The following is a 19,269-nucleotide window of genomic DNA, read 5'->3' on the forward strand; positions in this document are numbered from 1 at the left end:
TCCGGCCGGCCGCCCCGGAACCACCCCCCCTGTTCCGGGGCGGCCGACCTCTCTCCACGCCCTCGCCTCCCGTGCGGCCACTCCGCGGGACCGGGGGCGTCCGCGTCCGTGGCAGGCTGTGGCCCATGCCGATCCCCGCGCACCAGGAACCCACCGAGCCCGCCGTCCGGGGCCGGCGGCGGACGGGCCCGGGTCTGCCCGCCCTCCTGCTCGGCCTGCCCGCGGCGCTCTTCGCCCTGATCACCTGGCAGGTCGTCACCGACGGTCCGCTCGTCGGGCTCGACGAGGACGTCAGCCGTGCGCTCGTCCACCCGGACCGGCTCTCCGAGGTCCTGGCCGATCTGGGCAACGTCCAGGTCGCCGTCCCGGTCCTGGCCCTCGTCCTCGGGTACGTCGTCGTGCGCACGGGCGGTGACGGGCGACGGTGGCCGCCGGTGGCCGCGGCGGTGCTGCTGATGGCCCTGGTCCCGGCGCTGATCGTGCCGCTCAAGGAACTCACCGACCGCCCGGGCACCGCGGCCGTCCCGCCCGGCACCGGCTACTACCCCTCGGGCCACACCGCCACGGCCGCCGTCGCCTACGGCTCGGCCACCCTGCTGCTCCTCCCCCGCCTGGCCACCGCACTCGCCCGCCGCGCCCTGGCCGGGGTCTGCGCCGCGCTGGTGCTCGGCGCGAGCTACGGCCTGGTCCGACGCGGCTACCACTGGCCGCTGGACGTGGTGGCCAGCTGGTGCCTGTGCGCGGTGCTGCTGGCGTCGCTGTGGCTGTTCCAGCGGGGCAGGCCCGCAGCGGGCAGGGCCCGCCAGGACTCGCGGTCACCGGCCCGGCCGCGCTCCTAGTCACCGCGCTCCGTCGCCAGGCCCGCGGCCGCCTCGTGCATCGCGAGCTCCAGCAGGGCGGGGTCGGTCAGCAGGCCCGTACCGTCCGGGGGAACCAGCCAGCGCACCCCGCCCGGTGAGGCGCGCCCCGGGTACGGCACGACGATCCAGGTGCCGGCGCCCGCCGTGCGGATGCCCGTGCCGAGCCAGCGGGCCGCGGTGCCCGGCGGCACGAAGAAGCCCATGCGCGCGTCGCCGAAGTCCACGAGCACGGGCCCGGGCTGGTCCAGGAAGCGGCTGAGCACGTCCAGCGTGGCGTACCCGAGGTCGCCGGGCAGGATGAGCACGTCCCAGGCGCTGCCGGCCGGGAGCAGTGCGACACCCAGCGGGTTGCGCTCCCACTCCCAGCGGCAGGCCTCCGGGTCCGGTGCCACGGACGCGAGCCATTCGACCGCCGTCTTCGCCCCTGTCATCGAAGAAGTCCCCCTTCTGTCTCGTGCGCCTCGCGCACGCGCGGCACGTCACGAGGGAGAAGGGGGACTCCCGGGGGTCATTACGCGGGTTCCGGCACCCCGTTGGAGTGAACCGGCTCACACCCGCGGGTCAGCTGTCGAAGCCGAGGCCGAGCCGGTCCATCGTCCGCAGCCACAGGTTGCGCCGCCCGCCCCGCGCGTCCGCCCGGGCCAGGGACCACTTGGTGAGGGCGATGCCGGTCCAGGCGAACGGCTCGGGCGGGAACGGCAGCGGCTTCCTGCGGACCATCTCCAGCTCGGTCCGCTCGGTGCGCTGCCCCGCCAGCAGGTCCAGCATCACCTCGGCGCCGAACCGGGTGGCGCCCACCCCCAGCCCGGTGTACCCGGCCGCGTAGGCCACCTTGCCCTGGTGGGCGGTGCCGAAGAACGCCGAGAAGCGGGAGCAGGTGTCGATCGCGCCGCCCCAGGCGTGGGAGAAGCGCACGCCCTCCAGCTGCGGGAAGCAGCCGAAGAAGTGCCCGGCGAGCTTGGCGTAGGTCTCCGGCCGGTCGTCGTACTCCGCGCGGACGCGGCCGCCGTAGGGGTAGATCGCGTCGTAGCCGCCCCACAGGATGCGGTTGTCGGCGGACAGGCGGAAGTAGTGGAACTGGTTGGCGCTGTCGCCGAGGCCTTGGCGGTTCTTCCAGCCGATCGAGGCCAGTTGATCGGCGGTCAGCGGCTCGGTCATCAGCGCGTAGTCGTAGACCGGGACGGTGTACGAGCGGACCCGTCTGACCAGGTTCGGGAAGATGTTGGTGCCGAGGGCGACCCGGCGGGCGCGGATCCGGCCGTAGGGGGTGCGCACGGCCATGCCCGCGCCGTAGGGCTTGAGGTCGAGCGCGGGCGTGTTCTCGTGCACGCGCACACCCAGCTCCCGGCAGGCCCGCTTCAGGCCCCAGGCGAGCTTGGCGGGGTTCAGCATGGCCACGCCCCGGCGGTCCCACAGGCCGGCCTGGAAGGTGGGTGAGTCGACCTGCTCGCGCACGGCGTCGGCGTCCAGGAACTCGACGCCCTCGGCCAGCCCGAGGCGGGTCGTCTCCTCGTGCCACTCGCGCAGTTCCCGGGCCTGGTACGGCTCGGTGGCGACATCGATCTCGCCGGTGCGCTCGAAGTCGCAGTCGATGCCGTGCCGGGCGACCGCCGCCTCGATCTCGTCGAGGTTGCGGTCGCCCAGCTGCTGGAGCCGGTGGATCTCGTCGGGCCAGCGCGTCAGGCCGTTGGGCAGGCCGTGGGTGAGGGAGGCGGCGCAGAATCCGCCGTTGCGGCCGGAGGCGGCCCAGCCCACCTCGCGGCCCTCCACGAGCACCACGTCGCGCTGCGGGTCGCGTTCCTTGGCGATCAGCGCGGTCCACAGTCCGCTGTACCCGCCGCCGACGACCAGCAGGTCGCAGCTCTCGGCGGTGGTGAGGGCGGGTTCGGGACGGGGCCGGCCGGGGTCGTCCAGCCAGTACGGGACCGGCTGGGCGTCGGACAGTGAGCGGGTGAACCGGTTCATGGCTCCAGCGGCCATGATGTCAACTCCCTACGGGTGTGCCTTCTGCCTGTTGCGACGGTTTCCGACCACCATGGAGACCAGGACGAACAGGACGGCGACGGCGAACATCGTCGTGCCGATGACATTGATCTGGACGGGCGTGCCGCGCTGGGCCGATCCCCACACGAACATGGGGAAGGTGACGGTCGAGCCGGCGTTGAAGTTCGTGATGATGAAGTCGTCGAAGGACAGGGCGAAGGCGAGCAGCGCGCCGGCGGCGATGCCCGGCGCCGCGATGGGCAGGGTGACCCGGACGAAGGTCTGGAACGGGCCCGCGTACAGGTCCCGCGCCGCCTCCTCCAGCTTCGGGTCCATCGACATCACCCGTGCCTTGACGGCCGTGACCACGAAACTCAGGCAGAACATGATGTGCGCGATGAGGATCGTCCAGAAGCCCAGCTGCGCGCCCATGTTGAGGAACAGGGTGAGCAGCGAGGCGGCCATGACGACCTCGGGCATCGCCATCGGCAGGAAGATCAGCGAGTTCACGGCCCCACGGGCGCGGAAGCGGTAGCGGACCAGGGCGAAGGCGATCAGGGTGCCCAGGAGGGTGGCCCCCAGCGTCGCCCAGAAGGCGATCTGCAGGCTCAGGGACAGCGAGCCGCAGAGCCCGGAGACCCCGCACGGGTCCTTCCAGGCGTCCAGGGAGAACTGCTGCCACTCGTAGTTGAAGCGGCCCTTGGGCTTGTTGAAGGAGAAGACGGTGACGACGACGTTCGGCAGGAGAAGATAGCCGAGGGTCAGAAGTCCCGCGATGACGACGAGGTTTCTCTTGAGCCAGTTGACGAAGGGCATTCAGACCAGATCCTCCGTCCCGGACCTGCGGATGTAGAGGGTGACCATGGCGAGGATGGCCGCCATGAGGATGAAGGAGAGCGCGGCTGCCGTCGGGTAGTCGAGCACCCTGAGGAACTGCGTCTGGATGACGTTGCCGACCATGCGGGTGTCGGTCGAGCCGAGCAGGTCGGCGTTGACGTAGTCGCCGGCCGCCGGGATGAAGGTGAGCAGCGTCCCGGAGACGACCCCGGGCATCGACAGCGGGAAGGTGACCTTGCGGAAGGTCGTCCAGGGCCGGGCGTACAGGTCCCCGGCCGCCTCGTGCAGCCGGCCGTCGATGCGCTCCAGGGAGGTGTAGAGCGGCAGGATCATGAACGGCAGGAAGTTGTACGTCAGACCGCACACCACCGCGAGGGGGGTGGCGAGGACGCGGTCGCCGGCGGTCATGCCGAGCCAGGTGGTGACGTCCAGGACGTGCAGCGTGTTGAGCGCGCCGACGACGGGCCCGCCGTCGGCGAGGATCGTCTTCCAGGCCAGGGTGCGGATCAGGAAGCTGGTGAAGAACGGCGCGATCACCAGGATCATGATCAGGTTCTTCCAGCGGCCCGCGCGGAAGGCGATCAGATAGGCCAGCGGGTAGCCGAGCAGCAGGCACAGGATCGTCGCCGTGCCGGCGTAGAGCACCGAGCGGACGAACTGCGGCCAGTACGCGGACAGGGCGTCCCAGTAGGCCGCGAAGTGCCAGGTGACCTTGTAGCCCTCCTCCAGGGAGCCCGTCTGCACGGACGTGGAGGCCTGGTAGACCATCGGCAGCGCGAAGAAGACGACCAGCCACAGCATGCCGGGCAGCAGCAGCCAGTACGGCGTCCAGCGGCCCCGGCGCCTGCGGGGTGCGGCCTCGGGCGCGGGGGGCGCGAGGGGCGGTGGCGCCTCGGTGAGTGTCGGCATCAGGCCGCCTCTTCCACGCCCGCGCCGGCGTCCTGGGCGGCGTCCAGGCCGAAGGTGTGTGCCGGGTTCCAGTGCAGGACGACCTCGGCGCCGGGCACCAGCCTGGGGTCGCGGTCGATGTTCTGGGCGTAGACCTCGAAGTCGGAGCAGACCGGGCTGTCGACGACGTACTGCGTCGAGACGCCGATGAAGCTGGAGTCGGCGATGCGGCCGGTGATGCGGTTGCGGCCCGTGGGTATCTCGCCGGCGTCGTCCGCGTGGGTGAGGGATATCTTCTCCGGGCGGACGCCGGCCAGCACCTTGCCGCCGGTGTCCGCGGGCGCGGAGCACCGGCTCTCGGGCAGCACGAGCTTGCCGCCGCCCGCCCGCAGCACGATCTCGCCTCCGCTCCTGGAGTCGACCTCGGCCTCGATGAAGTTCGAGGTGCCCAGGAAGTTGGCGACGAAGGTGGTGCGCGGGTTCTCGTACAGCTCGGCCGGGGAGCCGAGTTGCTCCACGCGGCCCCCGTTCATCACGGCGACGGTGTCGGCCATGGTCATGGCCTCCTCCTGGTCGTGCGTGACGTGGACGAAGGTGATGCCGACCTCGGTCTGGATGCGCTTGAGCTCCAGTTGCATCTGGCGGCGCAGCTTCAGGTCCAGGGCGCCGAGCGGCTCGTCGAGGAGCAGCACCTGCGGGTGGTTGATGAGCGCGCGGGCGACGGCGACGCGCTGCTGCTGGCCGCCGGAGAGCTGGTGCGGCTTCTTGCGGGCCTGCTCGCCGAGCTGGACGAGCTCCAGCATCTCGTCGACCTGCTTCTTCACCGATTTCAGGCCGCGCCGGCGCAGCCCGAAGGCCACGTTCTCGAAGATGTCCAGGTGCGGGAAGAGCGCGTAGGACTGGAAGACGGTGTTGACCGGGCGCTTGTAGGGCGGCAGCGCGGTGACGTCCTGGTCGCCGAGGAACACCGTGCCGGCGGAGGGTTCCTCCAGGCCGGCGATCATGCGCAGGGTGGTGGTCTTGCCGCAGCCGGACGCGCCGAGCAGGGCGAAGAAGGAGCCCTGCGGCACGGTCAGGTCCAGCGGGTGGACGGCGGTGAAGGAGCCGTAGCTTTTGGCGATGCCGGTGAGCCGGACGTCGCCGCTGGGGTCTTTCCTGTTCGTCATGGTGGTCACGCCCCCGTCAGCTTCGCGAACTTCGCCTCGAACTCGGTCTCTTCCTTCGAGCTCAGCGAGCGGAAGGCATGCGACTTGGCGGCCATGGCCTTGTCGGGGAGGATCAGCGGGTTGTTCGCCGCGTCCTCGTCGATCTTCGCGAGTTCGGTCTTCACGCCGTCGACCGGGCACACGTAGTTGATGTACGCGGCGAGTTCGGCGGCCGCCTTCGGCTCGTAGTAGAAGTCGATGAGCCGTTCGGCGTTCGTCTTGTGACGGGCCTTGTTGGGGATCAGCAGGTTGTCGGTCGAGGTGACGTAGCCGCTGTCCGGGATGAGGAAGTCGATGTCGGGGCTGTCCGCCTTGAGCTGGACGACGTCCCCGGCCCAGGCGACGCAGGCGGCGAAGTCGCCGCTGGTGAGGTCAGAGGTGTAGTCGTTGCCGGTGAAGCGGCGGATCTGGCCCTTGTCGACGGCCTTCTGCAGCCGGGCGATGGCGGCGTCGTAGTCGTCGGCGGTGAAGTCGGCCGGGTCCTTGCCCATGTCGAGCAGGGTCATGCCGACGCTGTCGCGCATCTCCGACAGGAAGCCGACCCTGCCTTTGAGTCTGGGGTTGTCCAGCAGGTCGGAGACCGACTTCACCTCGACGCCGTCGAGGGCCTTCTTGTTGTACGCGATGACGGTCGAGATGCCCTGCCACACGTAGGAGTAGGCGCGGCCCGGGTCCCAGTCGGGGTTGCGGAACTGGGCGGACAGGTTGGCGTAGGCGTGCGGCAGGTTGCTCGGGTCGAGCTTCTGCACCCAGCCCAGGCGGATCAGGCGGGCGGCCAGCCAGTCGGTGAGGACGATCAGGTCGCGGCCGGTGTCCTGGGCCGCGGCGAGCTGCGGCTTGATCTTGCCGAAGAACTCGTTGTTGTCGTTGATGTCCTCGCTGTACTTGACCTTGATGCCGGTCCGCCGGGCGAACTGCTCCAGGGTCGGGTGGTGCTTGCCGCTGTCGTCGACGTCCATGTACTCGGTCCAGTTGGAGAAGTTCACCGTCTTCTCCTTGGCCGAGTGGTCCTCGGCGGAGACGCCGCCCTGCGACCGACCCGCCGCCGGGATGCCGCAGGCGCTCAGCGTCCCCAGTCCGCCGATCGCCAGCGCGCCGCCCGTGGAGGCGCGCAGCAGGGACCGCCGGGTGAGGGCGGCCCTGCCGTTGGTGAGACTGCGCCGCATGGCGGCCACTTGGGCCGCGGACAGGCGGTCGGGCTCGTACTGCTCCATGCGCGTGGTGCCCTTTCGAGGGGTGGGCGGCCGTTGGTCGGGCGGCCTGAGGGTGCGGCTATCGGTCCCCGAAGACGGTGCGGTGCCAGTCCTTGGCGGCCACCGCGGTGTTGTCGAACATGACGTGCTTGATCTGGGTGTACTCCTCGAAGGAGTACGCGGACATGTCCTTGCCGTAGCCGGAGGACTTGTGGCCGCCGTGCGGCATCTCGCTGATGATCGGGATGTGGTCGTTGACCCACACGCAGCCGGCCTTGATCTCGCGCGTGGCCCGGTTCGCCCGGTACACGTCGCGGCTCCACGCGGAGGCGGCGAGGCCGTAGGGGGTGTCGTTGGCCAGGGCGATGCCCTCGTCGTCGGAGTCGAACGGCAGCACGACCAGGACCGGGCCGAAGATCTCCGACTGGACGACCTCGCTGTCCTGGGCGGCGTCCGCGATGAGCGTCGGCCGGTAGTAGGCGCCCTTGGCGAGTTCGCCCCCGGGTGCCTCGCCGCCGGTGACCACGCGCGCGTAGGCCCGTGCCCGGTCGACGAACCCGGCCACGCGGTCGCGCTGCACGTGCGAGATCAGCGGGCCGAGGTCGGTGCCGGCGGCGAAGGGGTCGCCGAGCCGGACCGTCTCCATGAGTGCGGCGGTCCGCTCGACGAAGGCGTCGTACAGCGGTCGTTGCACGTACGCGCGCGTGGCGGCCGTGCAGTCCTGCCCCGTGTTGATGAGGGCGCCGGCGACCGCGCCCTGGGCGGCGGCCTCGGGGTCGGCGTCGTCGAACACGACGAAGGGCGCCTTGCCGCCCAGCTCCAGATGGAGGCGCTTGACGGTGGCGGTGGCGACCTCGGCGACGCGCTTGCCGACGGCGGTGGAGCCGGTGAAGGAGGTCATCGCCACGTCGGGGTGGCCGACGAGGTGCTCACCCGCCTCCCGGCCGGTGCCCGTGACGATGTTGACCACACCGTCGGGGATCCCGGCGTCGGTGGCCGCCTGCGCGAACAGCAGGGAGGTCAGCGGGGTGAGTTCGGCGGGCTTGAGGACGATGGTGTTGCCCGCGGCGATCGCCGGGAGGATCTTCCAGGCGGCCATCTGCAGCGGGTAGTTCCAGGGTGCGATCGACCCGACGACGCCGATGGGCTCGCGCCGGACGTAGGAGGTGTGGTCCCCGGAGTACTCGCCCGCGGACTGCCCCTGGAGGTGGCGTGCGGCCCCGGCGAAGAAGGCCGTGTTGTCGATGGTGCCCGGGACGTCGAACTCGCGGGTGAGCTTCAGCGGCTTGCCGCACTGGAGCGACTCCGCGCGGGCGAAGTCCTCGGCCCGGTCGGCCAGGACCGCGGCGAACCGGTGCAGGGCGTCGGACCGCTCGCCCGGGGTGGCTCCCGCCCAGCCCGGGAAGGCGGCTGCTGCGGCGGCGACCGCCCGGTCGACGTCGGCCGTCCCCGCGAGCTCGTAGGTGAGGACCTCTTCGCCCGACGCCGGGTCGACGACGGTGTGCGTGCGGCCGGAGGTGCCGTGGGTCAGGCGCCCCGCGACGAACTGCGCGCCCTGCGCGAAGCGCTCCTCGGCCGGGAATCGGTCCGGGGGGGCAGTGCCCGGATTGTGCATGTCGCTCTCCTCCGTGTCCCGCGAAGGGGGCCGGCGTGGCTCAGGCTCGATTTGAGTGCCGATCCTGACAGAGGGACGGCACGCCAACAAGTGATTCCGTTGTTGATTTTTGGTTACGCGACGGAATCTGTCGACCAGGTGTCGAGTCCACCGGGAAAAGGCAGGACGCTGTGTCCGTGGTGCGTGCCAGACTCGCGTGCATGAAGGAGATCACGGGGACGCTCGACTCGCAGGACGCCCTGATCAGGGCGGTCGCCGCCGGGGCGCAGGTGAAGTACCTGCTCTTCTGGGGTCACCGCCCCCGTCCCGACGGGCGGGTCGGGCCGAGCTGCCTGAGTCAGTGGTGGCCCGCGCCGTTCACGGTGGACGGCGTGGAGTACGCGACGGCCGAGCACTGGATGATGGCGGCCAAGGCCCGCCTGTTCGGCGACGAGGACGCGGAGCGCGCCGCCCTGGCCGCCGGGCATCCCGCCGAGGCCAAGAAGGCGGGGCGGCTGGTGCGTGCCTTCGACGAGGCGACCTGGGCCCGCGAACGGTTCCGGATCGTCGTCGAGGGCAGTGTCCACAAGTTCGCGGCCCACCCCGAGCTGCGCGGATACCTGCTGGGCACCGGGGACCGGGTGCTGGTGGAGGCGAGCCCCGTGGACCGGGTGTGGGGCATCGGCCTGGCCGCGGACGACGACGCGGCACTGGATCCGCAGCGGTGGCGTGGGCCGAACCTGTTGGGCTTCGCCCTCATGCAGGCGCGCGAGCGGCTGCGCTCGGCCGGGGCATGAGGGAGGGGCCGGTCCGCGGACCGGCCCCTCCACGGGGAAAACAGGGCCTGGCTCAGGAGGCCGCGCCTGGCTCAGGAGGCCGCGCCGAGCCCGCCCATGATGCTCGCGAAGAGCAGGAAGCCCAACAGCGGCAGGATGACCGTGGCGATGATGCCGCAGACCAGACCGCCGGTCGCCGCGCCCTTGTTGGTGGCCTCGCCGCGGGTGGCCTTCCCGCGGCCGATCGCGCCGAAGATGATCGCCAGGATGCCCAGGATCACGCCGAAGAACCACAGCAGGAAGGTCACGCTGCACACCACGCCGATGATGCCCAGCACCAGAGCCGTGGTGCCCATGCCGTTGCTCGGCTGCGCGGGCATCGCATAGCCCGGCGCCTGGGGGTAGCCCACGGGCGGGGCGGCCGGGTATCCGGGGCCGCCCTGCGGGTAGCCGTAACCCGGGCCGGTCTGCTGGGGGAAGCCGTAGCCGGGCGCCGGCTGCTGCGGGGGCTGGGACGGCGGGCCGAAGCCACCGGGCGCGGGATTGGTGTTGGACATGGACGATCTCCCCTCCGTTGTCAGACCAGGGAATCGTAGTGGCCGAGTCAGGCCCGGCGTGCGGGAGTTTCAGCCCTGGAACGGCGCGGTGGCCGCGGGCACCCCGGCACCGTAGTAGGGGTCGTCGTACGGCTCGTCGCTGTTGATCGCGGCCGTGATGCCGACGGCGATCAGCACGATGACGGCGATGCCGAGGATGATCCCGATGATGCCCATGATCAGGCCGGCCTGGGCCTGCCCGTGGTTGGTGGCCACGCCGGCCTCGGCGCGCCTGCGGCCCTTGATGCCGAAGACGATCGCCAGGATGCCGGTCACCAGGGAGACCACGCCGTACAGGCAGAACAGCGTGCAGGAGACGATGCCGAGCACCATCGCGGCGACGCCCATGCCGTTCTGCGGGGCCGGGGGCATGCCGGGCCAGCCGTATCCCGACTGGCCGTACCCCGGGGAGCCGTAGGCGGACTGGTCGGGTCCCGGCTGGCCGTAGCCGGGGTAGCCGTAGCCCCCGGCGGTGCCCGGGCCGGTGGGGGCCACGGGCGGCGGCGGGACCGCTCCCGCGCCGGAGGTGTCGTACTGCGGCGTGCCGGCGGGCGGGGTGAATCCGGGCATCGAGGTGACCGTCGCCTGGTCGTGCACGGAGCCGGGCCCCTGGGCGGGCGGCTGGTTCTTGTCGAGCGACGGCTTGCTCTCCGGGGGCGCCCACGGGTCGTGGCCGCCGGGCTGCGTCGGGTCCGTCATCTGTGCATCCCCCCTGGGTCGTTCGTCCCGCCATGCTACGGGCCGCCCCGAGCGGGCCGCCGTGCGGGTCCGCACCGGCCGGCCGCCGGGTCCGTGCGCTCCTCGGGGGCGCGGGGCCACCGCCTAGGATGATGTCCGCGTCACCGATCAGCCGATCACCCGCGCCCGCCCGCGCCACGCGCCGGCAGGGGCGCCGTTCCGGGAGGAACCCTTGACCGAGCACCTCGTCGATCCCCAGGCCCCGCGCGACCTCACGGCGTTCGTCGCCGGACTGCCCAAGGCCGAACTGCACGTGCACCACGTCGGCTCCGCCTCCCCCCGGATCGTGTCCGAACTGGCCGCGCGGCACCCCGACTCGAAGGTGCCGGTCGACCCCGGGGCCCTGGCCGAGTACTTCACCTTCACCGACTTCGCCCACTTCATCGAGGTGTACCTGTCGGTCGTCGACCTGATCCGCACCCCGGAGGACGTCCGGCTGCTGACCTACGAGGTGGCACGGGACCTGGCCCGGCAGCAGGTGCGCTACGCGGAGCTGACCATCACGCCGTTCTCCTCCACGCGCCGCGGGATCGACGAACGGGCGTTCATGGAGGCGATCGAGGACGCCCGCAAGGCGGCCGAGGCGGAGTTCGGGACCGTGCTGCGCTGGTGCTTCGACATCCCCGGCGAGGCGGGACTGGAGGCCGCCGAGGAGACGACCCGGCTGGCGACCGACGACCGGCTGCGGCCGGAGGGCCTGGTCTCCTTCGGCCTGGGCGGCCCCGAGATCGGCGTGCCGCGCCCGCAGTTCAAGCCCTACTTCGACCGGGCGATCGCGGCCGGTCTGCACTCGGTGCCGCACGCCGGCGAGACCACCGGGCCGCAGACGGTGTGGGACGCGCTGACGCACCTGCGGGCCGAGCGCATCGGCCACGGCACGTCGTCCGCCCGGGACCCCGAGCTGCTCGCGCACCTGGCCGAGCACCGCATCCCGCTGGAGGTGTGCCCGACCTCGAACATCGCCACCCGCGCGGTCGCCACCCTCGACGAGCACCCGATCAGGGAGTTCGTGCGGGCGGGCGTCGTCGTCACCGTCAACTCCGACGACCCGCCGATGTTCGGCACCGACCTCGACAACGAGTACGCGGTCGCCGCCCGGCTCCTCGACCTCGACGAGCGGGGCCTGGCCGAGCTCGCGAAGAACGCCGTCGAGGCGTCCTTCCTGGACGCGGCGGGCAAGGCCCGGATCGCCGGCGAGATCGACACGTACACCGCGCAGTGGCTCACGCGGTGACGCCCGCTCCGGTCGCCGTGGCCCACCGCGGCGACCCGTACCGGGTGCGCGAGAACACCGTGGCCTCGCTGCGTTCCGCTCTCCGGCGGGGCGCGGACGCCGTGGAGATCGACGTGCGGCTCACCCGCGACGGCGTGCCCGTGCTGCTGCACGACGCGACGCTGCGCAGGCTCTGGAGGCACGAGCGGCCCGTCCACGCGCTGTCGTGGGAGGAGGTGCACGGGCTGACCGGCGGCGGGGTGCCGGACCTGGCCGAGGCGCTGGCCGCGACCGAGGGGCACCGGGTCATGATCGACCTGCCCGGCTCGCCTGACGTCCGGGCGGTGCGCCGCGTCATGGGGGTCGTGCGGGAGGCGGGGGCGGCGGAGCGCGTGTACTACTGCGCGGGCGCCGACGCCATGCTCGCGGTGCGCGCGGCGGACCCGGACGCGGAGATCGCCCTCACCCGGACGACCCTGGCCCCGCCCCGGCCCGTCCTGCTGGAGGCGATCCGCCCGCGCTGGCTCAACTACCGCTTCACGCTGGTGGACCGGCCACTCGCCGAGCGGGTCCACCGCGACGGCCGTCTGCTGTCCGTCTGGACGCCCGACACCCGCCGTGCGATGCGGCGGCTGCTCGCGGTGGGCGTCGACTCCATCACGACCAACCGCGTCGACGTCCTGTGCGCCGCCCGCGCGGAGGCCACCGCACCGTCGTAGGCCCGGCCCGGGCCTTTCCGGCCAGGGCCGGAAAGCCGGGGCGGGCCGGCGGGCGTCAGACGGCGGGCACCGGGGTGGCCGCCGGAGCGGTCAGTGCCTCCAGCCGCTTGATCCTGCGCCGCACGACGTACAGCGGAACGACCCCGAACACCCCGAAGGCCATGTCGATCACCGACCACCACACCGGGATCCCGCGCACCGGGCCGCAGATCAGGGCGAGCGGGACGATGCCCGCGCAGGCGATCATCCCGAACTCCACGACCCAGATGTTGCGGACCGGGTCGCGGTAGGGCCCGTAGAAGGCGACCGCGATCACCAGGTGCGCGAAGGCCAGCCAGTCCGTGCCGTAGAGCAGGAAGGGGTACTCGGCGTCGGCCCGGTCCAGGCCGGCGCGCACGCGCTCGATCCAGTCCGTCAGCCCGGGCAGGTACCGGTCCACGGACAGCGCGTGCAGCAGGTCCTCGGTCCAGCGCAGTTCGTGCACCAGGGGGAAGGCCGTGGCGCCGCTCAGCACCAGGCACACGACGAAGAACACCAACCAGGCACGGATGCCCCTCACCAGGGCGGCTCTGTCGCTCATGACCGCACTCTACGCCTGTGTTGAACATGTTCAAAAACAGGTCTCCGGGCAGCGGAACGGCCCCGGGCGAGGCCGCGTGCCGCCCGGGGCCGTGAGGGAGTACCGCGTGCCTACGCGTCCAGCGACGTCATGACGTGCTTGATGCGGGTGTAGTCGTCGAAGCCGTACGAGGAGAGGTCCTTGCCGTAGCCGGACTTCTTGAAGCCGCCGTGCGGCATCTCGGCGACCAGCGGGATGTGGGTGTTGATCCACACGCAGCCGAAGTCGAGCTTCTTCGACATCCGCATGGCCCGGCCGTGGTCCTTGGTCCACACCGAGGAGGCCAGCGCGTACTCGACGCCGTTGGCCCACTCGACCGCCTGGTCCTCGTCGCGGAAGGACTGCACGGTGATGACCGGGCCGAAGACCTCGTTCTGCACGATCTCGTCGTCCTGCTTCAGGCCCGAGACGACGGTCGGCGCGTAGAAGTAGCCCTTGTCGCCGACCCGCTTGCCACCGGCCTCCACGCGCGCGTGCGCCGGGAGCCGGTCGATGAAGCCCTCGACCTGCTTGAGCTGGTTGGGGTTGTTGAGCGGGCCGAAGAGCACGTCCTCGTCGTCCGGCTGCCCGGTCTTCGTCTCGGACGCGGCCTTGGCCAGGGCGGACACGAACTCGTCGTGGATGGACTCGTGGACGAGCACGCGCGTCGCGGCGGTGCAGTCCTGGCCGGCGTTGAAGAAGCCGGCGACGGAGATGTCCTCGACGGCCTTGGGGATGTCGGTGTCCTCGAAGACCAGGACGGGGGCCTTGCCGCCCAGCTCCAGGTGGACGCGCTTGACGTCCTTGGAGGCGGACTCGGCCACCTGGATGCCGGCGCGCACCGAGCCGGTGATGGAGGCCATCGCCGGGACCGGGTGCTCGACCATCATGCGGCCGGTCTCGCGGTCGCCGCAGATGACGTTGAAGACACCCTTGGGGACGATCGAGCCGATGATCTCGGCGATGAGGACCGTCGAGGCCGGGGTCGTGTCGGACGGCTTCAGCACGACCGTGTTGCCCGCGGCGAGGGCCGGGGCGAACTTCCACACGGCCATCATCATCGGGTAGTTCCACGGCGCGACCTGCGCGCAGACGCCGACCGGCTCGCGGCGCACGATGGAGGTGAGGCCCTCCATGTACTCGCCGGCCGAGCGGCCCTCCAGCATCCGCGCCGCACCCGCGAAGAAGCGGATCTGGTCGACCATCGGAGGGATCTCCTCGGAGCGGGTCAGCCCGACGGGCTTGCCCGTGTTCTCCACCTCGGCCGCGATCAGCTCCTCGGCGCGCTCCTCGAAGGCGTCCGCGATCTTCAGCAGGGCCTTCTGGCGCTCGGCGGGCGTGGTGTCGCGCCAGCCGGGGAACGCCTCGGCGGCCGCCGCCATCGCGGCGTCCACGTCGGCCTGCCCGGACAGCGGAGCGGTCGCGTACGCCTCGCCCGTCGCGGGGTTGACCACCTCGGTGGTCCGTCCGTCGGCGGCGTCCCGGAACTCACCGCCGATGTAGTTGCGCAGACGACGCAGCTCGGTGCTCACTGCCGGCCCTCCAGTTCGGATGTCCATTGATTGAGACACCACCCTAGTCGGCGGACCCACGTTTTCAACACCCCCACTCCCGTCGTTCGTGCGGAATCCGCAGGACTCGGGGACTCAAACAACGGATTTCATCGATCCAGGCTTGCGGAAGTGTCGATACCTCGTGCACAGTGACCTCGTGGCCAGTCGAAGCGCAGACCAGAAGGGGTCGCGGGAGCACCGCGAGCCCTCCCGCGAGTCCAGGAACGGCAGCTCGCCGCAGCTGGACGCCGTCTCCCTCGCCATCATCGAGCAGCTCCAGGAGGACGGCCGCCGGCCGTACGCCGCCATCGGCAAGGCCGTGGGCCTGTCCGAGGCGGCCGTGCGCCAGCGCGTCCAGAAGCTGCTCGACCAGGGCGTGATGCAGATCGTCGCCGTCACGGACCCGCTCACCGTGGGCTTCCGCAGGCAGGCGATGGTCGGCGTGAACGTCGAGGGCGACGTGGAGTCGGTCGCGGACGCGCTGTCGGCCATGTCCGAGTGCGAGTACGTGGTGATGACCGCGGGGTCCTTCGACCTGATGGTGGAGATCGTCTGCGAGGACGACGACCACCTGCTGGACGTCATCAACAAACGCATCCGGGCGGTGCCCGGAGTGCGCTCCACCGAGAGCTTCGTCTACCTCAAGCTCAAGAAGCAGACCTACATGTGGGGAACCCGATAATCGTGAGGACCCGATAGCCGTGAGCAAGGACCTCTCCCAGTCCGCGTACGACCACCTGTGGATGCACTTCACGCGCATGTCGTCGTACGAGAAGGCCCCCGTCCCCACCATCGTCCGGGGCGAGGGCACCTACATCTACGACGACCAGGGCAAGCGCTACCTGGACGGCCTCGCCGGGCTGTTCGTGGTGCAGGCCGGGCACGGCCGCGTGGAGCTCGCCGAGACCGCGTTCAAGCAGGCGCAGGAGCTCGCGTTCTTCCCCGTGTGGTCCTACGCCCACCCCAAGGCCGTCGAGCTGGCCGAGCGCCTCGCCCACCACGCCCCGGGCGACCTGAACAAGGTCTTCTTCACCACCGGCGGCGGTGAGGCCGTCGAGACCGCCTGGAAGCTCGCCAAGCAGTACTTCAAGCTGGTCGGCAAGCCCACCAAGCACAAGGTGATCTCCCGCGCGGTCGCCTACCACGGCACCCCGCAGGGCGCCCTGTCCATCACCGGCCTGCCGGGCCTGAAGGCCCCCTTCGAGCCGCTGGTGCCGGGCGCGCACAAGGTGCCGAACACCAACATCTACCGCGCCCCGATCTTCGGCGACGACCCGGAGGCGTTCGGCCGCTGGGCCGCCGACCAGATCGAGCAGCAGATCCTCTTCGAGGGCCCGGACACCGTCGCCGCGGTCTTCCTGGAGCCCGTGCAGAACGCCGGCGGCTGCTTCCCGCCCCCGCCCGGCTACTTCCAGCGCGTGCGCGAGATCTGCGACCAGTATGACGTGCTGCTCGTCTCCGACGAGGTCATCTGCGCCTTCGGCCGCCTGGGCACCTACTTCGCCTGCGACAAGTTCGACTACGTGCCGGACATGATCACCTGCGCCAAGGGCATGACCTCGGGCTACTCCCCGATCGGCGCGTGCATCATCTCCGACCGCCTGGCCGAGCCGTTCTACAAGGGCGACAACACCTTCCTGCACGGCTACACCTTCGGCGGCCACCCGGTCTCCGCGGCCGTGGGCCTGGCCAACCTCGACCTGTTCGAGCGCGAGAACCTCAACCAGCACGTCCTGGACAACGAGGGCGCGTTCCGCTCCACCCTGGAGAAGCTGCACGACCTGCCGATCGTCGGCGACGTCCGCGGCAACGGCTTCTTCTACGGCATCGAGCTGGTGAAGGACAAGAACACCAAGGAGTCCTTCAACGACGAGGAGACCGAGCGCGTCCTGTACGGCTTCCTCTCCAAGGCGCTGTACGACAACGGCCTGTACTGCCGTGCCGACGACCGCGGCGACCCGGTCGTGCAGCTCGCCCCGCCGCTGATCTCGGACCAGTCGACGTTCGACGAGATCGAGCAGATCCTGCGCGCCACCCTCACGGAGGCGTGGACCAAGCTCTGACCCGTCGCTCCGATCGTCTGCCTGGATGATCAACACCGGCCCCGGTGCCGCCCGTTCGAGTGAGAAACGGCGGCCCGGGGCCGCGTGCTGTCCGGCGTCCCGCCGCCTTCTGCCTAGCGTGCCCAGTGACCGATCGGCCCTGCCTTCGTTCCCCCGCACGGGGGATGGCACGGGAACTACGGATCTGAACCGAGGTGTACGCCCATGGAGGCCCCGCCGGACAACGACGTGCTCTGGGCACGTGCCCTGCACTTCCAGCACGACGACGGCTCACCCGCGCTCTGCGGTGTCTCGCTCGGCGTCCGGGAGGGCGAGATCCTCGCCGTCGGCGGCCCGCGCGGCAGCGGCAAGACCACCCTGCTGCGGTGCCTGTCCGGACTGGTGCCCGTCCGGCGCGGCGAGGTCTGGTTCAACAGCGTGCCCGTGCACACCATGGGTCCCCTCACCCGGGAGCGGCTGCGCCGCGACCGCTTCACCTGGATCGACCCCTTTCCCTCCCTGGTCCCGGAGCTCAACGCCTGGGAGAACACCGCCCTGCCCCTGATGCTGCGCGGCGTCAGCCGGCGCCGGGCCAAGACCGCCGCCCTGGAGTGGCTGGAGCGCCTGGACATCGGGCACGGCGCCCGCAAGCGCCCGCACCAGCTGGTGCACGCCGAGCGGCAGCGGGTCTGCATCGCCCGCGCCCTGGCGCCCGCACCCTCGGTCCTGTTCGCCGACGAGCCCACGGCGCCCCTGCACCGCGCCGACCGCGCGCACGTCCTGCGCACCCTGACCACGGCGGCCCGCTCCCACCGCATCACCGTGGTGCTGGCCACCCACGACCCGGACACCGCGGCCCTCGCCGACCGCACCGTCTCCCTGCTCGACGGGCGGCGGGTCCAGACCGTGCACCTGCCGCCCGTGGGCGAGGGTGCCGAGCCGGGAGGCCGGGCGGCGTGCTCGCTCTCCGTCTGAGCCGCGGCGCCCGCCCGGCCCTGCAACTGCGCCGTCTGCTGGTCGCGGCCGCCTCGGCGGGCACGGGCTTCCTGCTGCTGTGCGCGCTGGGCCACGCGCTGGCCCACCCCGGGGCCACCGGTGACTCGGTGATGCGCCTGGCCTGGTGCGCGGCCCCGCTGGCCTCGACGGTGTACTTCGCGGTCGCCGTGGCCCGCACCGACCCCGGCACCCGGCCCCGCACCGGCCTCTCCGCGATCGGCCTCGGCCCGCTGCGCCTGATGGCCGTGTCGACGGCGACCACCGCCCTGTCGTGCACCCTCGGCTCGATGCTGGCGCTGCTGGTCTTCCTGCACCTGCGGGGCGACCTGTCGGGCATGCCCTTCGACGGCGCCGCCACCGCGTCCCTCGGCGGGAACCGGCCGCTGCCCCTGCCGGGCACCCTCACCCTGCTGGCGATCGTGCCCGTCGCGGCCTCGGTGGCGGCGGCGCTGACGCTGCGCCCGCGCGAGACCCCGCCGCCCGAGGGGACCCGGGCGGCCCGGACCTACGGCCGCTTCGGCGCGTACCGCCGCACCGCCGCACGGGAGACCTTCGGCGCCTACGGCCGGTTCGGCCGGCAGATCGTCCGGCCCACGCGCCCCTCCACACCCGGGTCCGCCGCCCCGAGCGGCCCGCCCGCCGCCCGGTCGGGCGAGCCGGCCGTCGCGGCGGCCGCCGCGAGCAACGGCGGCGGCGCGGTGAGCGCGCTGGCCGAGCCCCCGCAGCCGGCCGTGCCGGCCGGCGACATCACCGTGCAGCACCCGGCCGCCGCCCCGGCCGCGGCCGCCGCCGGCGGCGCCGCGCTCGACGCGGTCCTGCCGGACCGTCCCGCTCCCGTGCGCCCGGCGACCGCCGCGCCCTCGGGGCTGCCCTGGGGCATCACCGTGCTGGCCGCGGGTCTGGCCGTGGAGACCTACACGAGCCGTACCGCCCCGGCGCCCCCCGACCTCACCTTCTCCGGTGCCTCCCCCGGCGTCCTGGCGGGCTGGGTGCTGGCCGCCGTGGGGCTGGCCCTGGCCGGTCCCGGCCTGACGCACCTGTGCGGACGGCTCCTCCAGTCGGCCCGCCCCGGCGCCCTGCGGCTGTTGGCCGGGCGCATCCTCATGGCGGAGGCCGGCCGCATCGGCCGTCCCCTCGGCGTCGTCTGCGCGGTCATGTCCGCCCTGTGGGCCATGGCCCTGCTGCACGCCCCGGACGGGCTGTCGCTCGGTCCGCTGACGCTCCTCGGCGTGGCCCTGGTGACCGGCTGCACACTGGCCACGCTCATGACCGCCGCGGTCGAGGCCCGGCAGGACCGGGCCGAGACCACCGCGGCCCTGCAACGGCTGGGTGCCTCCGCCTCGACGCTGCGCAGCGCCGCCGCGGTGCGGGCCGGCGCCCTGCTCGCCCTGTTCGGCCCGCTCACCCTCACGGTCGCGGAGCTCGCGGCCCTGCCTCTGGCGCACTGACCGCCGCGGGGGGCGCCGGTCGCAGAACCC

At 71.9% G+C, this 19,269-nt stretch carries 19 protein-coding genes; 8 read left to right on the top strand and 11 right to left on the bottom strand.

Translation table 11 applies throughout. From position 1 onward, the window contains the following. The first annotated feature begins 125 nt into the window (after positions 1–125). Positions 126–839 carry a phosphatase PAP2 family protein gene (locus tag ACH4C6_RS00315; RefSeq protein ID WP_398106300.1) on the top strand — a complete coding sequence of 238 codons (714 nt, stop codon included), beginning with the start codon at positions 126–128 and terminating at the stop codon, positions 837–839. Here ACH4C6_RS00315 and ACH4C6_RS00320 read toward each other — a convergent pair. The 7 genes from ACH4C6_RS00320 to ACH4C6_RS00350 all read right to left on the bottom strand — a co-directional run bounded on the left by ACH4C6_RS00320 (position 836) and on the right by ACH4C6_RS00350 (position 8,581). Further along, the gene (locus ACH4C6_RS00320; protein WP_369193470.1) at positions 836–1,291 is read right to left on the bottom strand and encodes a hypothetical protein; all 456 of its coding nucleotides are present in this window, start codon (positions 1,289–1,291) and stop codon (positions 836–838) included. The two genes, ACH4C6_RS00315 and ACH4C6_RS00320, sit on opposite strands and share 4 nt — an antisense overlap. A 130-nt stretch (positions 1,292–1,421) precedes the next feature. Next, on the bottom strand, positions 1,422–2,840 hold the full coding sequence (locus ACH4C6_RS00325; RefSeq protein ID WP_398106301.1) for an NAD(P)/FAD-dependent oxidoreductase: 1,419 nt from the start codon (positions 2,838–2,840) through the stop codon (positions 1,422–1,424). A 12-nt stretch (positions 2,841–2,852) separates the two neighbouring features. Continuing rightward, entirely contained in the window at positions 2,853–3,659 is an 807-nt protein-coding gene (locus tag ACH4C6_RS00330; protein WP_398106302.1) for an ABC transporter permease, read from the bottom strand. Next, positions 3,660–4,589 (bottom strand): ABC transporter permease, encoded by a 930-nt coding sequence (locus tag ACH4C6_RS00335; RefSeq protein ID WP_398106303.1) that lies wholly within the window; start codon positions 4,587–4,589, stop codon positions 3,660–3,662. Continuing rightward, a complete protein-coding gene (locus ACH4C6_RS00340) occupies positions 4,589–5,734 on the bottom strand; it encodes an ABC transporter ATP-binding protein (protein WP_398106304.1) in 1,146 nt (381 codons plus the stop codon). The genes ACH4C6_RS00335 and ACH4C6_RS00340 overlap by 1 nt, the downstream gene beginning before the upstream one ends. 5 nt (positions 5,735–5,739) lie before the next feature. Further along, a complete protein-coding gene (locus ACH4C6_RS00345; RefSeq protein WP_398106305.1) occupies positions 5,740–6,987 on the bottom strand; it encodes a spermidine/putrescine ABC transporter substrate-binding protein in 1,248 nt (415 codons plus the stop codon). Positions 6,988–7,045: 58 nt separating this feature from the next. After that, positions 7,046–8,581 (bottom strand): gamma-aminobutyraldehyde dehydrogenase, encoded by a 1,536-nt coding sequence (locus tag ACH4C6_RS00350; RefSeq protein WP_398106306.1) that lies wholly within the window; start codon positions 8,579–8,581, stop codon positions 7,046–7,048. Positions 8,582–8,781: 200 nt separating this feature from the next. On the opposite strand from ACH4C6_RS00350, the gene ACH4C6_RS00355 reads away from it, so the two are divergent. Then, positions 8,782–9,357 (top strand): NADAR family protein, encoded by a 576-nt coding sequence (locus tag ACH4C6_RS00355; protein ID WP_398106307.1) that lies wholly within the window; start codon positions 8,782–8,784, stop codon positions 9,355–9,357. 71 nt (positions 9,358–9,428) lie between these two features. Here ACH4C6_RS00355 and ACH4C6_RS00360 read toward each other — a convergent pair whose 3' ends face one another. Together ACH4C6_RS00360 and ACH4C6_RS00365 are read right to left on the bottom strand one after the other, a co-directional pair. Beyond that, the gene (locus ACH4C6_RS00360; protein ID WP_398106308.1) at positions 9,429–9,893 is read right to left on the bottom strand and encodes a DUF4190 domain-containing protein; all 465 of its coding nucleotides are present in this window, start codon (positions 9,891–9,893) and stop codon (positions 9,429–9,431) included. 69 nt (positions 9,894–9,962) lie between these two features. Next, a complete protein-coding gene (locus ACH4C6_RS00365; protein ID WP_398106309.1) occupies positions 9,963–10,631 on the bottom strand; it encodes a DUF4190 domain-containing protein in 669 nt (222 codons plus the stop codon). Positions 10,632–10,785: 154 nt separating this feature from the next. On the opposite strand from ACH4C6_RS00365, the gene ACH4C6_RS00370 reads away from it, so the two are divergent. Both ACH4C6_RS00370 and ACH4C6_RS00375 read left to right on the top strand, forming a co-directional pair. Then, entirely contained in the window at positions 10,786–11,904 is a 1,119-nt protein-coding gene (locus ACH4C6_RS00370; RefSeq protein WP_398107093.1) for an adenosine deaminase, read from the top strand. Next, a complete protein-coding gene (locus tag ACH4C6_RS00375) occupies positions 11,901–12,602 on the top strand; it encodes a glycerophosphodiester phosphodiesterase (protein ID WP_398106310.1) in 702 nt (233 codons plus the stop codon). The genes ACH4C6_RS00370 and ACH4C6_RS00375 overlap by 4 nt, the downstream gene beginning before the upstream one ends. A gap of 55 nt (positions 12,603–12,657) precedes the next feature. On the opposite strand, the gene ACH4C6_RS00380 is transcribed toward ACH4C6_RS00375, so the two are convergent. After that, entirely contained in the window at positions 12,658–13,182 is a 525-nt protein-coding gene (locus ACH4C6_RS00380) for a hypothetical protein (protein ID WP_398106312.1), read from the bottom strand. Positions 13,183–13,292: 110 nt separating this feature from the next. Next, on the bottom strand, positions 13,293–14,732 hold the full coding sequence (locus ACH4C6_RS00385) for a gamma-aminobutyraldehyde dehydrogenase (RefSeq protein ID WP_398106314.1): 1,440 nt from the start codon (positions 14,730–14,732) through the stop codon (positions 13,293–13,295). Between the two features lie 163 nt (positions 14,733–14,895). Between ACH4C6_RS00385 and ACH4C6_RS00390 the strand changes: the two genes are divergently transcribed. The 4 genes from ACH4C6_RS00390 to ACH4C6_RS00405 all read left to right on the top strand — a co-directional run bounded on the left by ACH4C6_RS00390 (position 14,896) and on the right by ACH4C6_RS00405 (position 19,239). Further along, positions 14,896–15,435, top strand: a complete 540-nt coding sequence (locus ACH4C6_RS00390) for an Lrp/AsnC family transcriptional regulator (RefSeq protein ID WP_306930355.1) — start codon at positions 14,896–14,898, stop codon at positions 15,433–15,435. A 13-nt stretch (positions 15,436–15,448) separates the two neighbouring features. Next, complete coding sequence (locus ACH4C6_RS00395) at positions 15,449–16,816, top strand: aspartate aminotransferase family protein (RefSeq protein WP_398107094.1); 1,368 nt, start codon at positions 15,449–15,451, stop codon at positions 16,814–16,816. A 204-nt stretch (positions 16,817–17,020) separates the two neighbouring features. Further along, positions 17,021–17,770: an ABC transporter ATP-binding protein gene (locus ACH4C6_RS00400; protein WP_398106315.1), complete on the top strand. Its 750-nt coding sequence runs from the start codon at positions 17,021–17,023 to the stop codon at positions 17,768–17,770. Next, a complete protein-coding gene (locus tag ACH4C6_RS00405) occupies positions 17,752–19,239 on the top strand; it encodes a hypothetical protein (RefSeq protein WP_398106316.1) in 1,488 nt (495 codons plus the stop codon). Before ACH4C6_RS00400 ends, ACH4C6_RS00405 begins: the two co-directional genes overlap by 19 nt. Positions 19,240–19,269 lie beyond the last annotated feature (30 nt).

The organism is Streptomyces sp. NPDC017943, from assembly GCF_044328425.1.
GTDB classification, from domain to species: domain Bacteria; phylum Actinomycetota; class Actinomycetes; order Streptomycetales; family Streptomycetaceae; genus Streptomyces; species Streptomyces djakartensis_A.